18 protein-coding genes are annotated in these 23,983 nt (G+C 53.7%); 6 read left to right on the top strand and 12 right to left on the bottom strand.

Annotated elements, in window-relative coordinates; translation table 11 throughout:
* Nucleotides 1-160 precede the first annotated feature (160 nt).
* From lpxK to efp, 3 genes are all read right to left on the bottom strand, one after another.
* Nucleotides 161-1,228 (bottom strand): tetraacyldisaccharide 4'-kinase, encoded by a 1,068-nt coding sequence (gene lpxK, locus PYK22_RS09250; protein WP_060635518.1) that lies wholly within the window; start codon nt 1,226-1,228, stop codon nt 161-163.
* A 63-nt stretch (nt 1,229-1,291) separates the two neighbouring features.
* On the bottom strand, nt 1,292-2,617 hold the full coding sequence (locus tag PYK22_RS09245) for a 3-deoxy-D-manno-octulosonic acid transferase (RefSeq protein WP_157770790.1): 1,326 nt from the start codon (nt 2,615-2,617) through the stop codon (nt 1,292-1,294).
* 40 nt (nt 2,618-2,657) lie between these two features.
* Nucleotides 2,658-3,215 carry an elongation factor P gene (gene efp, locus PYK22_RS09240; RefSeq protein ID WP_211197658.1) on the bottom strand — a complete coding sequence of 186 codons (558 nt, stop codon included), beginning with the start codon at nt 3,213-3,215 and terminating at the stop codon, nt 2,658-2,660.
* A 381-nt stretch (nt 3,216-3,596) separates the two neighbouring features.
* Between efp and PYK22_RS09235 the strand changes: the two genes are divergently transcribed.
* Complete coding sequence (locus tag PYK22_RS09235; RefSeq protein ID WP_041976433.1) at nt 3,597-6,794, top strand: S8 family serine peptidase; 3,198 nt, start codon at nt 3,597-3,599, stop codon at nt 6,792-6,794.
* A 116-nt stretch (nt 6,795-6,910) separates the two neighbouring features.
* Here PYK22_RS09235 and PYK22_RS09230 read toward each other — a convergent pair whose 3' ends face one another.
* The 3 genes from PYK22_RS09230 to PYK22_RS16685 all read right to left on the bottom strand — a co-directional run bounded on the left by PYK22_RS09230 (nt 6,911) and on the right by PYK22_RS16685 (nt 10,929).
* Nucleotides 6,911-8,017 carry a glycosyltransferase gene (locus tag PYK22_RS09230; protein ID WP_060635516.1) on the bottom strand — a complete coding sequence of 369 codons (1,107 nt, stop codon included), beginning with the start codon at nt 8,015-8,017 and terminating at the stop codon, nt 6,911-6,913.
* A 215-nt stretch (nt 8,018-8,232) separates the two neighbouring features.
* Complete coding sequence (locus tag PYK22_RS09225) at nt 8,233-9,279, bottom strand: glycosyltransferase family 4 protein (RefSeq protein ID WP_041976431.1); 1,047 nt, start codon at nt 9,277-9,279, stop codon at nt 8,233-8,235.
* Nucleotides 9,280-9,282: 3 nt separating this feature from the next.
* On the bottom strand, nt 9,283-10,929 hold the full coding sequence (locus PYK22_RS16685; protein WP_157770789.1) for a class I SAM-dependent methyltransferase: 1,647 nt from the start codon (nt 10,927-10,929) through the stop codon (nt 9,283-9,285).
* Nucleotides 10,930-11,034: 105 nt separating this feature from the next.
* Here PYK22_RS16685 and PYK22_RS16680 point away from each other — a divergent pair, with 105 nt between their 5' ends.
* Nucleotides 11,035-12,210, top strand: coding sequence for a glycosyltransferase family 4 protein (locus tag PYK22_RS16680; RefSeq protein ID WP_060635514.1), 1,176 nt, complete (start codon nt 11,035-11,037; stop codon nt 12,208-12,210).
* Between the two features lie 101 nt (nt 12,211-12,311).
* On the opposite strand, the gene PYK22_RS17560 is transcribed toward PYK22_RS16680, so the two are convergent.
* Nucleotides 12,312-12,845 (bottom strand): DUF4214 domain-containing protein, encoded by a 534-nt coding sequence (locus PYK22_RS17560; protein WP_157770787.1) that lies wholly within the window; start codon nt 12,843-12,845, stop codon nt 12,312-12,314.
* 719 nt (nt 12,846-13,564) lie between these two features.
* On the opposite strand from PYK22_RS17560, the gene PYK22_RS16675 reads away from it, so the two are divergent.
* The gene (locus PYK22_RS16675; RefSeq protein ID WP_157770786.1) at nt 13,565-14,758 is read left to right on the top strand and encodes a class I SAM-dependent methyltransferase; all 1,194 of its coding nucleotides are present in this window, start codon (nt 13,565-13,567) and stop codon (nt 14,756-14,758) included.
* Nucleotides 14,759-14,953: 195 nt separating this feature from the next.
* Here PYK22_RS16675 and PYK22_RS09200 read toward each other — a convergent pair whose 3' ends face one another.
* The 5 genes from PYK22_RS09200 to PYK22_RS17555 all read right to left on the bottom strand — a co-directional run bounded on the left by PYK22_RS09200 (nt 14,954) and on the right by PYK22_RS17555 (nt 21,463).
* Nucleotides 14,954-15,925, bottom strand: a complete 972-nt coding sequence (locus PYK22_RS09200) for a glycosyltransferase family 2 protein (protein WP_041976645.1) — start codon at nt 15,923-15,925, stop codon at nt 14,954-14,956.
* Between the two features lie 38 nt (nt 15,926-15,963).
* A complete protein-coding gene (locus tag PYK22_RS09195) occupies nt 15,964-17,967 on the bottom strand; it encodes a hypothetical protein (protein ID WP_162199826.1) in 2,004 nt (667 codons plus the stop codon).
* Nucleotides 17,968-18,261: 294 nt separating this feature from the next.
* Nucleotides 18,262-19,572 carry a class I SAM-dependent methyltransferase gene (locus PYK22_RS16670; RefSeq protein WP_060635512.1) on the bottom strand — a complete coding sequence of 437 codons (1,311 nt, stop codon included), beginning with the start codon at nt 19,570-19,572 and terminating at the stop codon, nt 18,262-18,264.
* Nucleotides 19,569-20,177: a hypothetical protein gene (locus PYK22_RS09185; protein WP_157770784.1), complete on the bottom strand. Its 609-nt coding sequence runs from the start codon at nt 20,175-20,177 to the stop codon at nt 19,569-19,571. Before PYK22_RS09185 ends, PYK22_RS16670 begins: the two co-directional genes overlap by 4 nt.
* Complete coding sequence (locus tag PYK22_RS17555; RefSeq protein ID WP_041976420.1) at nt 20,159-21,463, bottom strand: ABC transporter ATP-binding protein; 1,305 nt, start codon at nt 21,461-21,463, stop codon at nt 20,159-20,161. Before PYK22_RS17555 ends, PYK22_RS09185 begins: the two co-directional genes overlap by 19 nt.
* Before the next feature lie 189 nt (nt 21,464-21,652).
* Here PYK22_RS17555 and PYK22_RS09175 point away from each other — a divergent pair, with 189 nt between their 5' ends.
* From PYK22_RS09175 to nikR, 3 genes are all read left to right on the top strand, one after another.
* Nucleotides 21,653-22,486: an ABC transporter permease gene (locus tag PYK22_RS09175; protein WP_041976418.1), complete on the top strand. Its 834-nt coding sequence runs from the start codon at nt 21,653-21,655 to the stop codon at nt 22,484-22,486.
* A 169-nt stretch (nt 22,487-22,655) separates the two neighbouring features.
* Nucleotides 22,656-23,201 (top strand): CarD family transcriptional regulator, encoded by a 546-nt coding sequence (locus tag PYK22_RS09170; RefSeq protein WP_060635511.1) that lies wholly within the window; start codon nt 22,656-22,658, stop codon nt 23,199-23,201.
* 269 nt (nt 23,202-23,470) lie between these two features.
* Complete coding sequence (gene nikR, locus PYK22_RS09165) at nt 23,471-23,908, top strand: nickel-responsive transcriptional regulator NikR (RefSeq protein ID WP_041976413.1); 438 nt, start codon at nt 23,471-23,473, stop codon at nt 23,906-23,908.
* Nucleotides 23,909-23,983 lie beyond the last annotated feature (75 nt).

Below are 23,983 nucleotides of genomic sequence, written 5' to 3'. Positions count from 1 at the left end.
TTGCGTCGAAGCAGCTCGCGTAAATTACCCGCATTGATCAGCGGGGCCTAAAAGCCTTTGCTCCATCAGGCGACACTGAAAGTTAGCGGCCCATTTTATCAAAATGAGCTATATTTACCCTCACGGGGCGCGAGACCGCTCAGGAGATTGGCTTATCTCTTCAGCCTGTGCCGCGAGCTGATTGGTTCGCTTTCCTACGATGACATGTGGCATCATTCAATATCGCGCGTAGATCTTCTGCTCTTTCGATCTCGACCTCGATTTCGAGGACAAAGCATGGGATGTCGAAACGCAACGCGCGGAGCTTGACCGCGTCCTTTTCCGTAGTGATGAGTGCGCGTGCGCCGCTTTTTATCGCCAATTCAGTGAGTCGGTCGATCTCCTGTTGCGTGTAGATGTGGTGGTCTGCGAAAGCGCAAGTCAAAGTCAAAGCGAGGCCTTCGCGGCGAAGATGTGAGAAGAAGGCCCCCGGGTTGCCGAGCGCGCAGAAGGCCGCGAACGGTTGTCGGTCTCGCCAATCTGAAGTCGGTCCAGTCTGGAGGGCGGAATCGAGCGCGCGCGCGCCTACAGTTCGCGTGTAGGCGAGGTGGATCGGTCGGTCTTTGCCGAAGCGCTTCGCTTCTTCGCGCAGCCTCTCTGGATCATGAGCTTGTTCAGCTCGCGTGATGATCAGGCAATCGGCTCGCGCGAGCGAACTGAGCGGTTCACGTCTTCGCCCGTAGGGTAGCAGCCCGTTACCCCAAGCGTTACTGGCATCGAGCGTTACGATGTCAAGATCGCGCGCGAGGCGAAGATGTTGGAATCCGTCGTCGAGGATGAAGAGATCGATCGCTAGATTCTCCCTGGCCCATTGCGCTGCCGCGACGCGATCCCGATCGCTAATGACTGCGGCTTTCCCGCGCAGTTTCTCGGCGAGAAGCAAAGGTTCATCTCCGCCAGTGAGCGCATCGGCGAAGATCGTTTCGCCATCGGAGACCAGAACTCGCCTGTTAGCGGATCGGCGTCCATAACCGCGCGTGAGGATGCATGGGCGATGGCCTTCGTTAGCCATCGCTCGGGCCACCCAGATGACGAGAGGAGTCTTACCTGTGCCGCCGGTCGTGATATTGCCGATGCTAACGACCGGGACATCGATGCGATGGGTGCGCAAAACGCCTGCGCGGTAAAGGGCTGTGCGCCCGCGGACGATCGCTCCGTAAAGCAGGCTGAAGGGGGCGAGCGCAAACATAAGGGCAGTATACCGCTTGCGTCTTCTGGGACGATAGAGATCGCCGCTTGATGGAACTTCGCGCTATCCGCTCAGAAGCGGTTCGAGCGCGTCGATCGTGCGTTCGGTTGCGCCGCGGTTGCGCGCAAAAAGAGCTTGCGCGCGCGCGCCTATTTGTTGGCGGCGCAGATCATCGGTCAAAAGAGCGATGAACGTTCGCGCTAGCTCGACGCTCATCTGAGCATCGGCCACGATCGGCAGCTGTAGGATCGCCCCTTCGGCGACGAAAGCGCGCACGATGGCTTGAAAGTTGAACGTATGCGGGCCGATGACGATGCACCGGCCCACCGCCGCCGGTTCGAGTATGTTATGCCCGCCGATCGGCGCGATGCTGCCGCCGACGAAGACGATCGTCGCGAACGGGTAGAGCGCTTGTAGCTCGCCGATCGTGTCGAGAAGGATGCAATCCACATCACGGTCCTTATCTGCGGGCGGCAGGGTGCGCCGCGTCCAACTGAAACCAGATCCTTCGAGGAGCGCGGCGATCTCGCCGCCTCTTTCCGGATGGCGAGGCGCGAGTATCAGCCGCAAGCGCCGCATTTGCTGCCGGACCATTTTGAACGCTTCGAGCGCGATGCGCTCCTCCGGATCGTGTGTGCTCGCCGCGATGATCAGATCAGTCGCGCTGAGCGCGAAACGCGAATCTAACTCTTGGGCGAGCGGGGATGCGTCGCCGTGCGATTCAAGGTCAAACTTGAGGTTGCCGGAAACGCGCACGCGCGCTCGAGGTAATCCAATGGCGCGAATCCTCGCCGCATCGGATTCGGTCTGCATGATGGCGAGCGCCAGATCGTTGGCGACTCGGCGGAAGAGGAAGCGGGCGCGCATATAGCGTTTGAAGGAACGTCCCGAAAGTCTTCCATTGACGAGCGCCGTTGGGATTCCGCGCCTTCGACACTCGCGCAAGAAGCGCGGCCAAAGCTCCGTCTCCATGATTATGACCAAACGCGGCGCGATGGTGCGGAGCGCGCGGCGCACGGAGAACGCCCAGTCGAACGGAAAGTAGAAGACCGCGGCGGCCTCTTTTTGAAAGAGAGCGCGCGCGAGCCGCTGTCCGGTCGGAGTGATCGTCGAAATGACGATCGCGTGATCGGGATAGCGTTGGCGAAGAGCGCGGATTAAGGGTTGAGCCGCGCGCGTCTCTCCTACCGAAACGCAGTGGACCCAAATGACTGGCCCGCCTCTCACTGGCGAGAGGCAGCCCAATCGCTCGCGCCAATCGCCCATCTCCTTCCCACGGCGCAATGACCTCCACAGAAGGGATGGCAAGTAGAAGAGAATGCCTAGCGTGAAGATGACGCTGTAGAGGAGGTACATGATTTCGGCGAATCGATCCAAAAATGAGTCCACCGGGCGCCGCGGAGTCTTAAGCTAAAGACAGATCGTCCGTTCACTTGACGCGCTCGATATAGCGGCCTTCGGTCGGATCGACGCGTATGCGATCGCCCTCGTTGATGAACGGCGGCACTTGGATCGTCACGCCGTTTTCGAGCACTGCGGGTTTGTTGACGTTCGAGACGGTGGCCCCTTTGATCGTTGGCTCGGTCTGGATGACCGTCAGCTCGAGTGATGGCGGCAGCTTGATGCCGATCGGCTCGCCGTTGTAGAACTCAACCTGAATGCGTAGGCCCGGAGTCAACCATTGGACCGCATCCCCTAGGTCCTCTTCGCTGAGCGCGATCTGCTCGTAATTTTCCGTGTTCATGAAGTGATATTGCGATCCGTCCGAGTAGAGGAATTCCATCTCATGCTCTTCGAGGATCGCGCGCTCGATTGTATCGGCAGAACGAAAACGATGCTCGAACGTGACGCCGGTGCGCAGGTTCTTCATCTTCGTTTGCACCATCGCGCGCAGGTTGCCGGGCGTGTGGTGGCGAAAATCCAAGACCTTGCAAGGGTCACCGTCAAAGACGATGATCATCCCACGACGTATTTGAGTAGCGGACATCGGCATAGGACTTCATCGACTCCCATTCTTGCGAAGATTCTCGAGCGTTTGCTCGCCGCGATCTTGACGTTTTACGGATCTAAGGCTCGTTTCGAGCCGCGCTCGTCAGTAGAGGTCAGATCCTCAGTAGCGACAGCGAGCTTATGATGGAAATTTCAGTCTATTCAGACAGCTTTCAGTTGTCCAGTTAGGGGCAGGCGGGAAAGGGTCGACGAAAATATTGCCGTCACCTGCGGGATGTGCGTTATAATCTGCGCGGCGAAAGCCGCGCGATGACCGCACGCGGACCTCAGCCTCTGCAATCGACTGGCGTCGTCATCGGTCTTTGACTGAGAATCTCATCCAAGCTGATCCCGATCCATCTTGTGGAGGAGGTAAGCGATGCCGCCTCGTCTTCTGAAAATCGATCCCCGAACGAAGCGAAGCGTTAGAGTCGTCGGCACTTCTTCGCTCGCCCTTTTCCTGATCTTCGCTTCCCTCCCGCCGCTCGGCATCGCCGCACGACAGGATGAAGCCGCCGATCCGGAGACGGCCTTCGCTAAAAAGTCGGACAAGTTGCTGAAGATCGTGCGACGCGCGGCGAACGAAGACCGCGTCAGAGGACGCTTCTTCAACGGAGAGACGGAGCGGCTCAGGGACGTCGCGGCCATCGAGCGAGATGTCAGCGGACGAGTGCGCGTAAGCGTCGCCGTGCGCTTGAAGTCGAGAAGCGCTGAGGAGTTGAAGAGATCGGGATTTGAGATCGGGGCGCAAATTGGCGATGTGGCTACGGTGGAAACCGACGTCGAACGGCTGCCCGAATTGGCCGCGCTCTCGTCGGTGCGCAAGATCTCTGCCGCAGCCGTCTATAAACCGCTCAACGATCTGGCGCGCAAAGCCGTTCAACTCGACAATAGCGCTGGGCAGCGAATCGTCTCGCAGACCGGACGCGGGGTCATCGTTGGGATCATAGATACGGGGATCGATTTCCGCCATCCGGATTTCACCATCCCGGGCAGCAACGGGCAGCGCACGCGCATAAAAGCTTTGCTCGATATGACGGTCTACGGCGGAGGGACGACCGATCCTGGTTGGAATTACGTCCTTCCCGGTGGGACGACGCCGATCGGAAGACTCTATACCGAAGCGGAGATCAACGCCGCTTTGCAAGGGGGCGGCAATGTGCTCGAGCGTGACCGTAATGGACACGGCACTCATGTCGCCGGCACCGCTGCGGGAAACGGGCTCGCTGGTCCGAATCCTGGATTGTATGCCGGGATGGCTCCGGAAGCCGATCTCATCGTCGTCAAGGCTAATCGCAAGGAAGATGGGAGCGATGGCTTTCGCACGACGGATATCATCAACGCGATGCGCTTCATTCAGCAGAAGGCGATGGAGTTGGGCGAGCCCTTTGTCATCAATCTGAGTCTCGGCGGCCACCAGGGGCCGCATGATGGGACCAACCCTGATGAGCGCGTGATCGATGAGATCGTCAGCGGTGGGCCGGGACGCGCCATCTGTGTAGCGGCGGGTAATGAGGGCGATGAAGATATACACGCGAGCGGCGGCGTCCCATTGGGCGCCGAGATCCAGTTGCAGGTTGATGCCGGGGGCGACTCGCCGCGTTTCCTCGAGCTTTATTACGCGAAGGATGATCGGATGACGGTCAAGGTGACGCGCCCCGATGGCGTGATCGTCGGGCCAGTCCCTTATAACCCAAGCGGATTCATCAACGGTGCGGCGGGCGATCCGTATATCAGGATCTACAACGCGACGGACGATAAAGGCGATAGCGATCCGACCAATGATCAGAACAATATCTTCATCGTCTTCAGCGATAGCGCCAAAAATCTTGGCTCAAGTTGGACGATAACGCTGCGCGGCGATGACGTGCGATCCGGCGGGCAGTTCGACGCCTGGTTGGGGGGCGGTCGGTTCCTCACCTACGTCGATGGTTCGAAGCGAGTGAGCTCTCCGGGAACGGCGCGCGGGGCGATCACAGTTGGTGCTTTCGTCTCGCGTTCATCGGTCTATCCGATCGGGAGCGCGGCGCCGTTCACCAGCCCTGGGCCGACGGCAGACGGCAGACCGAAACCGGAGATCAGCGCGCCCGGTTATTTCCTCTACTCATCGAAGTCAGGGGATTCGAACTTCGGCGCGAGCAACCCAGCGCCAGGTGATAGTTACCATGCGGGCGCCGCTGGCACAAGCATGTCAACGCCGGTTGTCACAGGCGTTGTCGCTCTATTGTTGCAAGCAAACTCGAGCTTAACTAGCGGACAGATCAAGGATATTATCCGCAATACCGCGATTCGCGATCAATTTACCGGATCGTCAACTTGGGATGCGCGTTTCGGTTATGGGAAACTGAATGCTGCAGCCGCCATCAGCGCGGTCGTCGCTCCGACTCCAACGCCAACTCCGATCCCGACCCCTAGCCCTCCTCCGCCGCCCTATTCTCTCCCACAGTGGGAGGCTATAGATCTGTTGCCCAATCAGTTGGAGATTAGATATTGGGAGTTAAACGGAGTCACATCCATCTACGTAAAGCTCGTCTTCCCTGGGTATGAGGGGAGGGTCGCTTGGGAGTCGCTGGCTCGTTCATCAAATAGCGATTTCACCTTGGATTTGTACATCGAGTGTCACATCAACTCATCTGTGCAAGTGACAACTTCCACTGCTCGCATTTATGAACTCGGCAAGCTCAATCCGGGCAACTATAACCTCATTATAAAGGGACGCGGGGGGATAGTGTTGATCTTTCCCTTCGCCGTCAGTTCAACTCCGCCACCACCTAACCCGATAGATGATGCGCGGACGTTCGTTCGATGGCATTACGTAGATTTCCTTAGCCGTGAGCCCGATGGACCTGGATGGGATCACTGGACAAATGAGATCACTATGTGCGCCGATCCGAGCAATCGCCGCCCGAATGAGACCGAGGCGATGTGCGTTGATCGCAAGCGAGAGAATACTAGCGGAGCTTTCTTCTTGTCCCTAGAGTTTCAGAACACCGGCTATTTCGTTTACCGATTTTACAAGGGAACGTTGGGACGTATGCCATACTATGAGGAGTTCATGGCTGATGTCAGGCAAGTAGCGCAGGGCATCGTCGTCGATAATCGGCTCTTTGCCGATCAGATCAATGCCAACAAAAGGGCTTTTGCGGAGCAGTGGGTGACGAGGCCGGAGTTCAAAGCTCGATACGATGCCATGTCGAACGAAACTTTTGTCAATACGCTCTTTACGAATATCACGTACAACGCTTCGTCGGACGAGCGCGCTGCGTTGATCAATGCGCTGAATACGGGTGCAATGACTCGCGGACAAGTCGTGTACCAAATAATCGACGGCACTACCTTTTTGCCTGATGGGACGATGCAATTTCTAACTTCTTATGGACAGTTTTTCTATCGGAAAGAGTTCAACAACGCCTTCGTCTTGATGCAGTACTTCGGTTACCTGAGGCGGGATCCTGACCCAGCGGGTTATAACTATTGGCTGACTAAATTAAACACCTACGGGAACTTCATAGACGCACAGATGGTCCGCGCCTTCATCGTTTCGCCGGAATATCGATCGCGCTTCGGAGCGCCATGACCGCGTGGGCTGCGGATGAAAGCAAGGTCGAGCGGTTGAGAGCTTGTTCATGAGGAGAGTAAGCATCATGGGGGGGCGCCTTGGGAGCTAAGAGCCGGCTCTTTATGGCGGGGCACTTAAAGGCGGTTGCGACGAGATCTACAGGTTTCTCCAGCGAAGACTTCAGTTATCTGTTGGGCCGCTTTTTCGGCAATCTTATCGAGAAGCGTCAGATTGGTGATGCACGAAAGTTCCGCTCCGACTCTGCTGGCGAGCTTGAAGGCATTGAACCAAGCGCGACTTTTGGTGACTTCTGCGGCTAGATCGAACAATATTTTGACATAGTCTTCCGGGCGATGCGCGCTTTCTAGAAACGCGCGTCCCCTGAGGCCCATCTCGGCAAAATGTCGCGGGTTGCGCAAAAAAGATCTGAGATGGTTATGAATGTCTGTAATTTCATTTTGTGGATCAACGTGGGCGACGATCGTTTCAGGTATGGTTGCATACCATCCGACGCGCGTCACGAGCGAGGGAAGAGCGTGATCCCAGATGCGCAACTGGCTCCCTGAAACTTCGCCCATAGTTGGATACCGGAGATTTATCGCCAGGTGAGCTGCATCGAGCGCAGCCTCCAATTCTCCCTCCGAGACAAAGCCTTTAAGGCTCACGAGCGAATCGAGGCCAAGTTTCTCGATCTGATTCCGAACGGTGGTCTCTTCTTCGACCTGACCATAAATTTTCAAGCGAAACTTCTCTTTCTCGGGAAATGTGGCAAAGGCTTCGAGAAATTGCGGCAGACGTCGATTGCGGCCCAGGTATCCGAAAATGATAAGGTTGAAGGGAGGGGTGTCAATCCTCAGGGGATGTGAACGCTTCTTCGTTGGAAAAGGCAAAGGGGCTTGAGCGATATACCATCTGCCTTCTTTTTCGAGCGCACGCCTAGCTTCGGTTGTATGAACTAGGAGGCCATAAGCATTTGAAACTATGCGCTCCGTTAACGGATAACGTTCGGCCATGAAATTGATCAATTTGGACGGATGCGCGAGAAATCTTAACGCGTCGGCCCGCCCTTGTTCGCCATACTCTTCTTGCATTAACTCAATATAGCTTTCTTCATCCATGAGCGCTGAGCGATACATGGTCTCGAAGAAGTGATGAAAGCACAGGTCGTGAAGTATCACGATGCCCTGATGCTTCTGGCTCACGCGCCACGTCGAGCCGTGAAAGGCGTAGTTGTTGCCCATATTGTAAAAAGTTATATCCGCTCGATTGAGCGTGGGCCAGTCTGGTAGATCGGAGAAACGTTGTATTCTGGCATGTTTAGCGACGTCGGGATCGACCTCCTTTTGATCCGTCCACAGTGAGACTTCGGCTTGTTCACAAAGGAATGGAAGAAGGAGTTTGGTATAGGATGCAATGTCTGTACGTGCTGGGGGTAGCGGCGAGAACCAATTTATCTTCATGACAGGAGTGAGCTGAGAACCTTATCCCATGAAATACCCAAAGCAGTATATCTTGCTCGCCCTCGCTCCCCAAGAAGTCGCGCTCTAACTCGATCCTCCCATAGCAGATCGAGCGCCGCAGCCAATGATTCAGGCGTCGGTTCAACGATCAACCCCGTCTCTCCGTCTGAGACGAATTCCAATGGTCCGCCTGAATCTGAGCAGGTGATGACCGGTTTGGCTGCGAGCATCGCCTCTAAAGTGACGTAGCCGTAATCTTCATCGATGGGCGGATATATGATCGCGAGGGCGTGAGCGTAATTGACTATTTTCTCTTCTTCCGAGATGTGCCCTAGCCAAGTGGCGCGATCCGATACGCCTAGGCTCCGAGATAGATTTTGTAACTCCTCCCCGTAAAGCGGATGATCCGCTACACCGGCGAAGCGCACTTTAACGGGATGTCGAGTCAACGCCATTGCCCTGAGCACTAGTTCTTGTCGTTTGGGGCGACACAGTCTGCTCGGAAAAAAGAAGAAATCTTCTGCGTCGGCTGAGTAGAACTTCTCTGCATTGCGCGGTGGATGGTATAAAGGCGTGGCTTTGATGCCGCAGAATCTCTCTAACCGATTGGCCACATTGCGAGAATTGGCGAAGACGGCCTTGGCTTGTTTGATGAAATGTCTGTCTATCTCTCTGATAGCGTCTCTTATGGACAGAGCGTTAGGATAGTGGACCATGTCGCTTAGCTCATGATCCCAAAGCTCGTAGGCAGACCTATGTTGATGCAATATCCAGAGCACTTTGTTGGGATGCTCGATGAGATAGGCAGGAAACCGAAGCCCGATCAGTAGATCGATGGGCAACCCGTTGGTTTCGGTCAGATCCAGCAGACGGCATGCTAATACGTGATCGAGAATCTTCTCTGGCGGATACCATTTGAATGGTATGGTGACGATCTCAGCTTCATGCCCATGCTTCCTCAAAACTGAGCAAAGCTCCGCGGCGTGTACCTCGGCTCCTCCATATACGAAGGGGATCTGGGTTGTGGCAATGACTATCCTCATTTTTCAGACTTTCCAACCGATCAGTGCGTAATCCATCGGCCCGTAGAGAAGTTCGTTCAAACGCGCTTCGGCTTCCCCCCCGGAGTGGAATTTCGCTGATTCCCAAGGGTGGAGATAGTGTGTTTCGATGCGATCCAATCCGTGCCATTCGAAGATCAAGTGCATAAGCTGGGGCGGAATCGGATGCCGATGGGTCGGATCAAGATAAAAGTAGTTGCTACTCACTAGGACGTTCTCCGGATTAGGCGTTTCGATTAGGAGAAAACCGCCGGGCCGAAGGACGCGAATGATCTCGGACATCAAGGCAAGCAGTTCATCAAGCGATAAGTGTTCGAAAAGATGAAAAGCGGTGATAGCCCCAACCCCTGCAGCGGGCAGAGTAGATAGGTATTTAAGCGCGTCTCCCTCAGCTACCTGAAGTCCGGCCGCACGGCAGCGGTCAACGAAGGTCGGATTAGTATCAACCCCGATCGCCTTGATGCCTCTTTCATGCAGCAGTGAAAGCCATTCGCCACGCCCGCATCCCAGATCTATCAGGGGCGTTGCCTCAGTAATCGATGGCGCGCTCTGGACATATGGCAGATAGTATTGGCATCTTCTTCTGATTTCGGCGGTGCTACCGCGGAATCGATCGGTGAGTGCCGTATAGAATGGGGCGGCGGTTTGAGGTGCAGACGTTGGCTGTTTTTCTCGCTTCCGTGACGTGTCCCTCAGTCGCGTCGCCAAGATGTTATCGCGCTCGGTCAGTTCAGTGCGAAATCGCTGGATTTGAGATCTCATCTCGGTCATTCGATTCTCTAGTTCTTCGCGCAACTGTGAAAACATCCCCCGCTGGATTTGCTCGAAGCGAGCGATGATCGAATTTATATGATCAGTCAACTCTCTTCGTTCCGTGCGTTCATCTTCGATTGCGGATCTCAGTCGGTCAAGACTCTGTTCTAAGCGGTAGAGTTCGCTTCGCAAGACCTCCGATGTCTCACAAACCGAATTTAACTTCCGTTGTAGTTGCGCCACTTCTCCTTCCAGTCTCTGCCGATCGGCCTCGAGTCTTTCGAGGCGTGCTTTTAAAGCGGATCGAAAATTAGCGCTCTCATCAACCCCTTGATTGAGATAGTTAGTGATCGAGATGATCTGCTCGGAAAAGAAGAATTCGAGTTTCTGTAGTTCTTGGCTTAACTTGGGGAGCCTCAGGGTGCTGGTAATTAGCCGAATGAGATAGCCAAAGAGAGGGATGCGTTCAAATTTTCTGATGAGCGCTCGCCCCCATAACCCGTGGACGCGGACTCTTTGGAGCTGACCTTCAGCGGAGAAATTCAGCCTCGCTAGCACGTCCACCTTGTTTATCTTCCCAGTCCGTAGCGCCTCAAGATAACCTTTTTGCCCCTCCTCATCAGGCTCTCTTCCGAGAAGAGCCCGGTAAGAATTTCTAAGGAAAGATGTTCCATAGAACTGGGTTAAATCATCGAGCTTATAAGAATCTTTCCTTTCGAGAAGGTGATCGAATCCGGTCTTGAGGCGAGAGAGGCGCAACATGCCCTCATTCGAGGGGGTAGGGATGGCATCGTCGACAGGTAGCCCCCGCCTCCCTTTCTTCACTGCCAGAAGAATCTCTTCTTTAAGCTTATCGACTCCGAATTTGGGACATTCCACGCCAAAAGAAGCTCCGCATTTGCGTTATCAATCGGGGTAAATTATCTTTGCCCAAGCTGTGAAGTCAAACCGGTGAGGTGAAAGATTGAAGGCAACGCGTTGGGCATGAGATTGGTTCTCGATGGATTGCCGCTGACCGAGCCGTTGACGGGAGTGGGGCGTTACACGTACGAACTCGCATATGCTTTGGCGACTAGCTCTGTCGATGATTTAGTGGAAGTCGTCTCCCCGCTCCCATTTACAGAACCCATCAAATGTGCTGGTATGAAACCCGACAATTTGCTTCTCACAGAGGCGAGGGTCAACCGCTTAACCAAACACTGGTGGGCGGTGGGGCTTCCTCTATACTTGGCTAGAAGCGAAGCCGCGTTGTTCCACGGGACCAACTTCGATCTGCCTTTCTTCTTTCGCGGGGCGCGCGTGCTAACAGTGCATGATCTGTCGACTCTTCTCTATCCGCAAACGCATCGTCCACACGTCGTTAGCCGCGCTCGCTGGCGACTGCCCCTGATGATCAAATCCGCTACTTACATCATCGTGCCTACGAGTGCGGTGAAACGCGAAATCACTTCCTATCTTAAAGTGAGCTCCGAGAGGATAGCCATCATACCGGAAGCTCCGCGCAAATGCTTCACCCCCATGCCCTCAAAAGAGGCGTTTCGTTTGCTACAGAGGTTTCAGCTCAAGAAGAACTATGTCCTTTTCGTTGGTACGATTGAACCGCGCAAGAATTTGTCGCGGCTCCTCGATGCGTTTGAGCTTTTGGTAAGCGGAGATAAAGATGAGGATTTACAATTGGTGATCGCCGGGCGTTACGGTTGGATGATGGGTGAGTTTTGCCAGAGATTAGAAATACTGAAAGAGAGGGGGACGGTCAAATGGTTAGGTTACGTGTCAGACGAAGAACTACGCGCTTTGTATTCAGCTTGCCGGATCTTCATCTATCCCTCGCTGTATGAGGGATTCGGATTGCCTTTGTTAGAGGCGATGTCGTGTGGCGCTCCCGTAATCGCTGGCCGCAATAGTGCGATTCTGGAGACTGTAGGAGAAGCTGCGCTGGTCATTGATCCGATGGATGTTCGAGCCTTATCGGAGGGGATTTCGATATTGCTAAAAGATGAGAGTAAAAGGCGGTCTTTATCCACCGTTGGACTAAGACGTGCAAGCTTATTCACTTGGGAGAAGACGGCCCATCTGACTTATGATGTGTATATGGAAGCGTTGAAGGAGGTGAAATCGGTTGCCAAAAAGAGAGAGGCTTGGCGTGATGTTGGGGAATGAACCATAAAGTCAACCCGAGAGTCGGCGGGGCAAGCCGATCACGAGAGGGGATGATGATCTGACCTGATTCGGCAACGCAAAGCTTTTGGATAGAGCGGGCATTAGAATCTTAACCGATATTCAGGTGAGACGATAAAGGCGCGCACCATCTGAGCATCAACGAAATTGCCATATCTGTTCAGCTTGCCTAACCAGTGGTCATATCCGGCTTGGTCCGGATCGCGTCGCAGATAGCCGAAATATTCCATCAAAACAAAGGCGGCGTTGAACTCTTTATCGTAAAATGCTTTGCCATATCTCGTTTGGAATGCCATCTGTCCGTTCGGTAGAAACTGGGATCCGTCGATAACTTTGAAAACGACGCTGCCGCGGGTCTCCGCCCCGGAATTGAGCCCATCGATCAACGCCGTTCGCTCATCGGAAGTCGGCGTGATCCCCGTAGTAGAGAAAAGCCGATCGACGAACTGCTCGTTCGATAGACCATCGTAAATGGCCTTGAAATCAGCCCTGTTAACGAATTGCATCGCATAGTTCATGCGGTTGGAATTGATCACATCGGGCGAGAGTCTATTGTCGACGACGATGCCTCGCGCCACTTGGCGCATCTCTGGGATAAATTCGTCATATCTTGGCATCCTGCCTAAAGTGCCTTTGTAAAGGCGATAGACGAAGTAGCCAGTGTTCTGAAATTCAGCTGAGAGGAAGAAAGCGGCACTTGTATTCTCTCTCTTCCTATCGACACAGCTTTCCACAGTCTCCCCAGGGCGCCGATTAGCTGGGTCTGAGCACATCGTTATCTCTCTCGTCCAATGCGCTAATCCCGGCGCGTCAGGCACCCGCCCGAGAAAGTCGACGTAATGTTGGAAAACGAAGAAATCAGGATCGTCGATCGTTACGGGAATGTTAGTTCCGGGCCGCAAACGGACGGGCCTGACCTTCAAGCTCCCATAACGAAGCTCGGCGGGCAAGTTAGAATCCTCACTCACTATTTGAAGCGTCGGCGGATTTTGGGCCTGTGCCGTGGCTAGGATGGAGAGCGTGAACAAGATAATCAAGTGCCACCTTTTCATCTCTAAGACCAGCTCCATACTTACAAAGATTGATCGAGTTAGCTATGAGATGCTACTTTTCAGGTGAGGAATTGTGCGCGTTTGTCGCGGCTTTAATAGCGGGCGGGGCTTGCCCACTTGCGCCAAGTATACTTATGGAGAAGAATGTTGTCAATATACTCTTCTCGGGCCGAGATTAGCTCTAATAATTCGGCAGTCGTTTATCCCGTCCAAGACCGGTTTAAATTACCTATTCCAAGGATGCGGAGGTGAGTTAGGAGTTGTTAAACCGGGATATGGAAGAGATGAAGAGCTATCTGAAGAGCTTCGACTTCTTCGAGAAATATGTCGGCAATCCCCAAGAGGGGGAGTGGTACGTTGAAACTCACATCAGAAGACTCCTCAAGACATTGGATTATTTACCGCCGCTTACCGATGCTGCACAAGTCCTCGAACTCGGCGCGATACCCTACTATTTGACCATTTTATTGAAGCGTTATTATGGGTTGCAGGTTGACACCGTTAGTTTCTACGAGGTGGAAAGGGCGCAGGTGGAGCAACATCTCGTAGAGAGCCGTAAGTATGGGGAGAAGTTCGTGTTCAAGAATCTCTCGTTGAACCTCGAAAGAGACGTCTTACCGTTCGATGACGACACTTATGATCTAGTCCTCTGTTGCGAGTTGCTGGAGCATTTGCTGATCAACCCGAGCCATATGCTCTCTGAAATACATCGCACCTTAAAACCCGAAGGATACTTATTGTTGACTACGCCGAACGTCATGCGCCGGGAGAATCTGCTAGCTTTATTGTTTGGGCGCAATGTGTATGACCGTTACCACGGCAATGGCATTTACGGGCGGCATAATCGCGAATATACAGCCGATGAGTTGAGAAACCTGTTGCGCGTTAATGGATTTGAAATTGAGAGGCTGGACCTCTGCGATGTATATAGCGATTCGGCCTTGACCCGCTGGCTCTGTCCCCCCGCATGGCGAGACACGATCTTCGCTCTCGCTCAACCAAAAGGGGAGAGATGCACAGGTTTCCCATCAGAGTTGTATGTGCTCATGGATGAATACAAAAACGTCCTCTATCCAGGAATAGTCATGGGGGTCAATGAGATGGGACATCTTGGGCGCGGTTGGTATGAAAGAGAAAGGCACGACTTCTGCTACCGGTGGACCGGTAGGGAAGCAGAAATATTCCTCAAGCCTAAGGGACCATTCAAGAGGCTTTCGATACACGCCCTTTGCAATCACCCTGATGTTCAGACCCTGCCGGTCGTCATCAAACTTTTGCTTAACGATCGCGTCGTCGGGGAGAAGGAGATCTCTTGGGCGGGATGGAGCAAGATCACCTTCGAGTTGGAAGGTGATGAAACATTGGGAGAGGCATGCTTTAAGTTGCTGATTTCAAGGGGCTGGATACCTAAACGAGAATTGGGGACGGACGATGAGCGGGAGTTGGGCATCGCTATACACAGCGTGCAATTGGAGTAGTCAAGGTCGCCGTTCAAAGTTGCGATTAGAAGCTATCGCTTAAAGCTTCTTTTCGGCCAAAGTTCCCTCGGCTTTTTGCCATTCTTTAGATGGCCTCTGGGAGATTATCGTTCGTCTAAGGGGTTTTGGTGGCTAACTCGAATAGCTCTTGGAGGTCTTGGTTTCAGTTGGGCGGGTGCACTTTGTTTCTGCGGTTCAAAATAGTTCTATATCTTTGATGAAGCGGGGACGCGCCTTGACTTCTTTATAGATGCGCCCGATATATTCTCCCAAAATCCCCAGCAACATTATCTGCAAACCGCCAAGGATGTATATGGGAATCAGCGTTGAGGCCCAACCGGGTACGACCTTACCAAAAAGGGCCTTAAAAAGGATCCAGATTGACATCACACAACTAAATATGAAAATCCCTGCTCCTAGGATAGAGATCAACCTTAGTGGCATGACGCTAAAAGATGTGATGCCGTTCAAGGCGAGCGATGCCATCTTCTTGAAAGAGAACTTCGTCTCGCCAATTTGGCGTCTTCCAGCTTTGAAGTAAACTGTTTCAGTTTTAAATCCAAGGTCGGCGAATATGCCGCGCAAGAATAGGTTGTACTCGCGGAACTCGGCCAGCGAATCGATTACTTTGCGTGAGATCAATCTGTAGTCAGCGTGATTCTCTATAATCCTTACGCCCATCGCCTTCATGCATTTATAAAAGATCAAAGCCGTCGACTTTTTCCAAAAAGAATCGGCGCTGCGATCGCACCGCACGCCGAAGACGATCTCTGCGCCGCGCTTGTAAGATTTTAAAAAAAGCGGGATGGCGCGTTCATCCTGTTGCAGATCCGCGTCGATCGTGATGGCACAATGAGCCCGCTCGCGAACGCTTAGGATTCCGGCCAAAATTGCGCTTTGACTGCCGAAATTGCGGGCCAGCTTTAATCCTTTGATCTTCTGCGGATTCATTTGATGCAGATGGCATATCTTCAGCCAAGTTTCATCTTGGCTGCCGTCATCTACAAAGTAGATGAAGCTTTGGTTATCTATCTCCCCATGTGAGGAGAGTTCTTCTAGTATTTCCACCAACTTTCGGGCGGTATCGACGATCAAGGGGGCTTCGTTATAACAAGGGACGACGATCGCCAGAATCGGTCTGGAGCGTTGCGCCGCAACTTCGCACATCTTCGAATCCTCGGAGATGTTTCCAAAGCCTGCTCGAGTCATTGAACGATTTCAGTCAGTTTAAAGTTGCCTGCCTTAAAAACCAAATCGCGCGCATCGCGCGGCGCTCTTACTAACGGCGCATTGCAGGAGAATTCCAAGTAATGCGTGCCCGGAGGGACGACGATTCGGCGCACGTATCGAGTCTCGTCCGCATTTATACGCAGGTGGTCGTTCAACGATAGACCATTGATCCATATATCGGAAGCTTCCCCGTATCCGGTGCTTAGTTCCATTTCGATGACGATCTCTCTCGCTCGAGGTTGATCGTTGCGAATCTGAAGTCGGCCCTGTGAAGAACACCATCGCCAGTTATTCTCCGGCGTTCCCTCTAAATTTGAGAATCCATCTTCCCAGATGAGTTTGATCGGATGCAGTATTGAGTCTTCCCTCTTTTGCCACAGAACATCTGGGATCTGACCCTTTAGCTTCGTCTTGTAGTCGAGCAAGCTGAAGAAAGAAAGCTTATCGTCATCGCTCGCCAGCGGAGGACCGAGAAAGGAGCTTAGTTGAGCTTCAATAGCCGCTCCATGGTCGGCATAGCCAGTTCGGTTGATGAGAATCCCAGAGAATCCGGCAACGCATAGCTCTTCGATGAAACGCTCAACTGGCAGTGTTACCACTTGCCGTTGCCAGAGATCAGCCGGACGATCTTTGATCGCTCCGTAGCTCCAACGCAACGTCCTAGATAAGAGATAAGCTTTGAAGTGATCTGAATCTTGCATTTGGTTGATTGGCGGCGAGCCGGGGAAAGGCATATATGGTAATTGAAAAATCATCGCGTGAAACGGCATTCGGCGTTCTATTTCATTGATGAAGGCTCGATAGCTTCTTTCTTCTCGCTGATCTTGTTCGTAGGTCGGTATGAACCCATCGGTCGTTTGGTCGAGTAAGCCGAGGATAGTGATGGTGATTAGAAATGCGTGGAAGATCGAATTCTTCTTTTTCGAGAAGAACCGCGGCTTGGCATGCATTTCGATGAAGAGCGCTAACGCAAAGAGTGAGAAGAAGGCGATGAAGACGCATATTCGGTGATAAACCCTTATCTGCGGCGAGATGAGCAGTGCGAACAATGAGCCGAATCCACCAACGGTTGCTAAAAGTACCGCTGCGAGATTGAATAAGCCGAGCTTATCGAGCACTTGGAACTTTCGCTCAGTCGAATTCGGGCGGAAGAAGAGCCCCCAGCCGATAAGAAATAGGAAGCCAATCGTGCTAGCGGTGCCGATGGATGCAAAATCGTTCTCTTGTGAAAGAGGAGCAGCATTATATTTACGTTTTAGTTCCGCCAGCTTCGATATCCGGTGCCCGGTTACAGGCAGGATCATCTGCACGGGCTTCAGTCCATAGATTTCTGCTTCCACGGCTGTTCGGCGAGCCGCTCGCACATCGCCATTGCGCTTCAAGTAGGCGATTTGAGGCAACAGGCTAATGGTCAACGATGTCAGGACGAGCAGAATGAGAGCGGCAGCGGTGAGCAACGGGCGAAGGTTTTTGCTCGAGATGGTCGCCGATATTCCGGCGATGAGGAAGAAGAAGCAAGCGAAGAATGGATAATAGAAGATGCCGCTCGTTCCAAGAATGAGGCAGAAGACGATGCTGAAGATGGCTTTTCGGTTGCGTAGTCCAACGCGCGCGCCCTCTCCCATCGCGATCCACAAAGCGATCATCACAGCTAAGGGGACCATATAGTAAGAGGAGAGAAACATATGGCCGCATCCACTCAAAAAATGGAATGGAATGAAAGCGTAAAGAATCGATAGGCATATCGCAGTTGCATTGGATATTCCGAAACGTTTTAGGACGAAAAGCGAAGAGATGGCGGCTAAAGGATATGTGGCCAAGTAGAAGAGATTGAAGAGGATGATTGGGTCGTGAATGAGGTAAGACAGAAGCTTGAGCAAGAAAATGTTGAATATATCTGCGGATGGAAAATCGTGGAAGTCTGATCCGAGCGGCATCCCGAGACGATCGTTGTGTAATATCCATCCCGTTTCCGTCATGGTTTTGATGAGCGCCGAGTAGTAGATGGCGTCGCCGAAATAGGCTAAGGGGACGTGAAGATCAGCGCGCCATAAGCGTAGGACCAAGATGAGGGCTAAGATGCTCAAGACCGCTGCGAGAGTGTAAGGAAGTATTGGGGTAAGGCAGAGCCTTCGATTCATTATCGTGGACCCTAGATAAAGGTTAAAATTTACCGATCAGTACGGAGCGAGTTCCATCGAAGACCTCATCCTCTTGCGCTAAGCCGGTTATGAATGAGCTGAAGAATCGATCCCGCAATCTCGCCGGGAGCTTTAAGTGAAGACTTCGATGTTACAGACGGCGATCGAAAGATCTCTGTCATCGTTCACCTCAGCGTAATCGCTCGGTTTCCAGGTCTGATTTGCCCTTATCTCAAGGGAGTGTTTGCCGTTTCGGCCATTTTCGCTGATGCGCTCGGGAACATCCATCTCTAGCTCAAGCCACCCATAGCGACAGAGAGAAAAAGCACAGATCAGTTCGCCATTCAATCTAAATTGTAATCCCATCGGTCGCGCGTCGAGATCCGGCAGGTGAGTAGTCAAATCCATGCGTATCTTAGATATACGCTCCGCACTGAAATGAACCGTCGCCCGGTCGCTCATCCAGCGGGCGACGGGCGGCAAGTAGTTAGCTGCATACCAGCCCGCATCGAACTGCGCTGCGCCACTGCGGTCGAGACAAAAGGAGCGCCCTGACGCACGCTCTGCCGTTAGAAGGGATTCGTCTTTGTGCTCGTCATAAAATGGGCCTAAAGGCGCATCAGATGCCTTAAGCAGCATGTATAAGCCGTTCGAGGGGAGCTTCAGATTTAGCTCTGAAACTTTATTGAAAACATATCCCATCGCCAGATCAAAAGCGCGCCTCTCTTTATAAGAGAGGCTGCGCAGATGCACAAGTAAATCTTCGTCAAATCGCATCCCATATCGCTCGGCCTGTTTGATTATCTCTTCGCAACTCAAGCATAGAGTGTATCGTGGTTCCCATTGAACGTTGGCGAACAGACATTTGAATCTAGCCGCCGTGATCTCTTCCTCTTCGAGGCCTATATGGCCATCTATATTGACGAAGTCTTTGTAGTTTGGGGAGTCCCGTCTTACATGCAAGGTCGGATTAAGGCACTCTATGCCGTGCATGGTCACCCCTCGAGGGCGCAGGACGCGCTTGATCTCTTTGAGTACCTCTGGTTTCTCTTCTGGCGCGATGTGACCAAGCACATCGAGACTTACCACATAATCGAAGGAGTGATCAGCAAAAGGCAGCGCATGAAGGGAGGCAACGCATACGGCATCGTACCCGTTCCGGCGCGCTATTTCGACCAATTGGGGAGAGAGGTCTACTCCGGCTATATATACGCCTTTGCGGCGAAGAAGGGCCAATTGACCCTCGCCGCAACCTAAATCGAGCACCGACGCGCCGCGGCGCACGTTGTTATAAACCCACATGGTGCGGGCAAAGCGCATGCTGAAACGGTCGACAGCGTCAAAGTAACGAGCATCGAGGACGCCTCCGGTGAAGACTCGCTTGTAGTAGAAGCTAGGGACGTCCTCTATCCCGAGCGATTTATACATTTCGAGGGAATTCATTGCCTCTTCAAATTCTCGAGCGAATTCGCCTTTAACTCTTCCAGTTCCTGCGCTAGTTTGAAGATCTGTTCGCGAAGGGCGCTGATGGAAGAGTGTAGCTCTAGTATTTCGAGCGAAATCTGTTTGAGGTGGACTCTGCTTTCCTCTCGGAACATTTCAAAGCGCGAATCTCGCTCGCCAATCGCCCGTTCTAATTCTTCCCATCTTTTATTGGGCGCTGTGTCTCGCGGAACATCTGCGGCCTCATGGGTGTTGATGCGTTGCTTTAAGGGAAAAATTCTTTGCAAGTGGGCCAGACGCTGCTCCTGATCGTAGAGGAGCCTCGAGATCCGCGCCAGAGCCTCGCAAAGCGCCGAATTGAAATTGATCTGTTCCCAGATATACCAGTGCGTGAGTTTCTTGGATTTCCTCTTTAACCAGATCTCGAAACGTGCCAACCAACCATGCCGATAAGTGGTGAGCGGCGGAAGCTGATCATGAGCACGCCGAGCCGTTTCTAGACAAAGCAGAAGCTCATTGAATTCGCTTTCTGGATCAAGCGCGTCGCGTTCACCCACACGCGTGTGCGAGCTCATTTCTCGATCACTTAAATTGTTTTCAGACATCGCTGCTCCGCCTGCAAATGATTCGTACTGCTGATCACGCGTGCCGTCGCAGTAGCGTTTAGGTTCACCAATCCTTCGATCAGAATCGGGCTTGTGATGCGGATAAATGCTGCCCCATCAACCCAGTCATATGCCGTAGGTTTGGCGGAAAGGGCGCTACTGTGTACAGCGAATGAGATCGAGTAGATATCCGTTCCGAGCCAGCAGTTAAAGGAGAACGTGACTTCTACGATGCTACCTTGGCGCACTAGGTGCAGATCGGTCCCTTGCTGTTCAGTATTCGTGCCATAAACGTGAACGCCGTGGCGATTGATGATGATAAACCCGAATACGGGTTTGACTATATCGCGATTGAAGTGGACGTGCGCTCGGATCAAGATCTCCTCGCCAGTTTCTACGACAGTGACTGGAACGTGAGCTGAGTTAAGCACCTCCAAGTTTATTATCTGGGCGCTTCCGTCGCCGTGCCGACGCACGTATCGAAGCGAGGGGGAAGAGAAGCTGGCTGCTGCGATCGAGTCGCGATCGGTTTGATCGCTGTCGTAATGTTCCTCGCGATCTAAAATGAGCCGCCTGTATACGCTGAGCGTCTCTCGTGGGTCACCGTCGGCCATAATCTTACCGTCGTTCAGCAGGATAGCGCGTGAGCAAAGGTGACGGACGGCGGCTGGATCATGAGAGACGAAGAGGATCGTCGTGCCGCGTTCTTGCATCTCGCGGATGCGGCGCATGCAGCGGTGTTGAAAGATGGCGTCGCCGACGGCCAGCGCTTCATCGACGAGCAGGATCTGCGGATCGACGCTGACGGCGACGGCGAAGGCCAGGCGCACGTACATGCCGCTCGAATAGGTCTTGACCGGTTGATGGATGAAATCGCCTATCTCGGCGAAGCGTTCGATGGCTGGAAGCAGGCGCTCCGTCTCGGCGCGCGAAAAGCCCATCAGCGCCGCGCTCATGAAGATGTTCTCGATTCCGGTGAACTCCGGGTTGAAACCGGCGCCGAGTTCCAGCAGCGCGGAGACGCGCCCATCCCGCCAAACGCGCCCATGAGTCGGCTCGAGCGTGCCGGCGATGATCTGAAGAAGAGTCGATTTGCCGCAGCCGTTCGGCCCGATGATCCCGACGGTCGTCCCGCGCTCGACCTCGAAGGAGACGTCGCGCAGCGCCCAAAATTCACGATGGCGCTTCAATAGACCGCGCGTCAGCGTCTCTTTCAGCCGATCGCTCGGTCGGTCGTAAATGCGATATTGCTTGGAGACGCCCTCGACTCGTAGCGCTATGCTCATGGTCGTCTTGCGCCCCTTTGCACGATCGTCGGCGATGAAGTCGGGGCGTTAGGTGATCCCGCGAATGGCGAAATACTACAAAAACTCTTCACATCACGCAACGGCAAAGGCTTAAAGGCTCGGAGCGAGAGTTCTAGCTTGCGGCCATTTTGATCGCGCGCGCTCTCGCCATTATGATCAACCGTGGATATGGTGAGTTTGGAGGCGAAGTCGCAACGGGAAAGCGGCGCGTGGCGCGCGCTGGTGGAGCTTCCGCGCCACTCCAACCTCATCCTCTCGTTGACCAAACGCGAATTGCTGGCGCGTTATCGCAGTTCAGCGCTTGGACCGATCTGGGCGATCATTACTCCGGCGATGATGATCGCGATTTATACTTTCATCTTCGCCGGCGTCTTCGGCGCGCGATTCGGCGCGAGCGGTTCGAAATGGAGCTATGCGCTTTACCTCTTCTGCGGACTGCTGCCATGGACGGCCTTTCAAGAAAGCGCGCAGACTTCGGCGAACACGATCGTCGCGCACTCGAATCTGGTCAAAAAGGTCATCTTCCCGCTCGAGACGCTCCCCGTGGCTCACGCGCTCGCCGCGCTCGGCAATCAGTTGTACGGGACGGTCGCGCTGTTGGCTGCCACGCTCGCCATTCAGCGCGAGGGGCATCTCACTTGGCTTTGGTTCCCGCTCCTGTTGTTGCCGCAGGCTTTGCTCATGTTAGGGGTGAGTTGGTTCATCGCTTCGCTCGGAGTCTACGTGCGCGATACGGCGCAAGCGCTCGGTTTGGTGCTCACGGCGTGGTTCTTCCTGACGCCGGTCGTCTATCCGGAGACGGTCGTTCCGCAGCGGTATCGCCCCCTCATCGATCTCAATCCGTTCACCGCGCTCGTGAGGAATCATCGGCGCATCTTCTTGGATGGGATGGAACCTGAGTGGGGCGGCCTGGTCTACGCGAGCGCGGTCGCCACGATCATCTTCGTCGGTGGATATTGGTGGTTTGCGCGGACGAGAAAAGGTTTCGCCGATGTGATTTGAATTCGGGAAAGCCGCGTCGCCTTTTAGAATAAGGAGCTTGACGCTCGCAGAGCGGATTGTTACACTCTGATTAAGAGTCGCAACACAAGAGGCGAGCAAGGAGGGGCTTAAATTGGGGATCTCTTCGGCTCGCCCTATAATTTTGATGGACAACCGCAGGAGGTGCGTGGTGGGTTTCAAGGTCGGCCAAAAGGTCGTTTACCCCAATCACGGAATTGGTATCATCGAACAGATCGAACAGAAACAGATCGGATCAACAGTCCTTCCTTTCTACACACTCCGTCTTGCGTCTACCAATTCCGTCGTCCTTGTTCCCGTCGATAACGCGCGTGAAGTTGGTCTTCGATCGCCGATCTCGGCGGCTGAAGGGGAGATGCTTTTGAAGAATCTGGCGGATGATTTCGCCTCGCCGCCGACCGATTGGAAGGATCGTTTCAAGGAGTTTTCAGAGAAGATGAGGACGGGCGATATCTTTGCCGTCGCCGAAGTCCTGAAGACATTGACGTATCTCAGTCAGTTCAAGCCGCTCTCTTTCCGCGAACAGCGGATGTTGGAGCGGGCCCGTTATCTGGTCATCTCTGAATTGAGCACCGTTTGCCGCAAGCCCGAGTGCGATATCGTGCAGCGTGTCGATGAGGCATTGGCGGCAGCCTGTGCCAAACATGCGCGCCGCACGACGCGGGCGCGCGCTGCCGGAGCGAACGCCGGACACTGAAGGCTCGGGCAGGATTATCAGCAAAGTTTTTGAAGCTAAGCGGTCTTACATCGCGCTCCTTCGGCGCGTGACCGTGCCTGTATAACTTGAATCACCCCTGCGACGCTCGATCCGGAAAGCTTCCAAGACATCTCGCCATCGCTTCGCCTATAAGCGAGCTCACCTCAAATCGAGATCTCGGGATGGGCCGTCCGCGCGAAATTCAGTAGCACGAATTCTAAATTAGTGCTATAACGGGATGCGCTCGAGGAAGATGATGGAGGAAACGGATGGGAGAGTTGGTTCGTTTCAGCGTGAGCGTTGAAGATGACCTGCTCGAAAGCTTCGATCGTCTGATCGAGCGACAAGGATACGGCAACCGTTCGGAAGCGCTGCGCGATCTGATGCGCGACGCGCTCGTGCGCGCCCATCTCGACGAAAGGCCGAAGGCAGCGGATGTGCTCGGCACGCTGACGATCGTCTATGACCATCATGCGACCGATCTCGCTGACCGCCTCACGGCCCTACAGCACGACCACTATCGATTGATCATCTCGGTCTTACACGTTCACATCAGTCACGATGATTGCATGGAAGTGATCGTCCTAAGGGGGCCAGCCAGGAGAGTGCGCGCGCTCGCCGACGCGCTCATCAGCATCAAAGGCGTCAAACACGGGCGCCTTTTTTTGACCATCCCGGCGAAGAAGATCACGGATCGGAGGAAATAGAAATTTAAAGGGCAAGATGATCGTTGGCGGGCGGAGGGTTGTGCTTGATCTTCGTATTACGAATTTAAAATTAAT

Source organism: Pyrinomonas methylaliphatogenes, from assembly GCF_000820845.2.
Taxonomy (GTDB): Bacteria; Acidobacteriota; Blastocatellia; order Pyrinomonadales; family Pyrinomonadaceae; genus Pyrinomonas; species Pyrinomonas methylaliphatogenes.
Note: the sequence above shows the minus strand (reverse complement) of the source record. Positions and strands in the feature narration are given on the sequence as shown.

Bases quoted from the DNA above. Each gene is read 5' to 3' on its own strand.
- nikR (WP_041976413.1), top strand. From the start codon at position 23,471: ATGGGAGAGTTGGTTCGTTTCAGCGTGAGCGTTGAAGATGACCTGCTC.
- PYK22_RS09200 (WP_041976645.1), bottom strand. From the start codon at position 15,925: ATGTGCGAAGTTGCGGCGCAACGCTCCAGACCGATTCTGGCGATCGTC.
- lpxK (WP_060635518.1), bottom strand. From the start codon at position 1,228: ATGTTTGCGCTCGCCCCCTTCAGCCTGCTTTACGGAGCGATCGTCCGC.
- PYK22_RS09175 (WP_041976418.1), top strand. From the start codon at position 21,653: ATGGTGAGTTTGGAGGCGAAGTCGCAACGGGAAAGCGGCGCGTGGCGC.
- PYK22_RS16670 (WP_060635512.1), bottom strand. From the start codon at position 19,572: ATGAATTCCCTCGAAATGTATAAATCGCTCGGGATAGAGGACGTCCCT.
- PYK22_RS16675 (WP_157770786.1), top strand. From the start codon at position 13,565: ATGAAGAGCTATCTGAAGAGCTTCGACTTCTTCGAGAAATATGTCGGC.
- PYK22_RS09235 (WP_041976433.1), top strand. From the start codon at position 3,597: ATGCCGCCTCGTCTTCTGAAAATCGATCCCCGAACGAAGCGAAGCGTT.
- efp (WP_211197658.1), bottom strand. From the start codon at position 3,215: ATGTCCGCTACTCAAATACGTCGTGGGATGATCATCGTCTTTGACGGT.
- PYK22_RS16680 (WP_060635514.1), top strand. From the start codon at position 11,035: ATGAGATTGGTTCTCGATGGATTGCCGCTGACCGAGCCGTTGACGGGA.
- PYK22_RS09230 (WP_060635516.1), bottom strand. From the start codon at position 8,017: ATGGGCAACAACTACGCCTTTCACGGCTCGACGTGGCGCGTGAGCCAG.
- PYK22_RS17555 (WP_041976420.1), bottom strand. From the start codon at position 21,463: ATGAGCATAGCGCTACGAGTCGAGGGCGTCTCCAAGCAATATCGCATT.
- PYK22_RS17560 (WP_157770787.1), bottom strand. From the start codon at position 12,845: ATGCCAAGATATGACGAATTTATCCCAGAGATGCGCCAAGTGGCGCGA.
- PYK22_RS09185 (WP_157770784.1), bottom strand. From the start codon at position 20,177: ATGTCTGAAAACAATTTAAGTGATCGAGAAATGAGCTCGCACACGCGT.
- PYK22_RS09195 (WP_162199826.1), bottom strand. From the start codon at position 17,967: ATGACGGAAACGGGATGGATATTACACAACGATCGTCTCGGGATGCCG.
- PYK22_RS09225 (WP_041976431.1), bottom strand. From the start codon at position 9,279: ATGAGGATAGTCATTGCCACAACCCAGATCCCCTTCGTATATGGAGGA.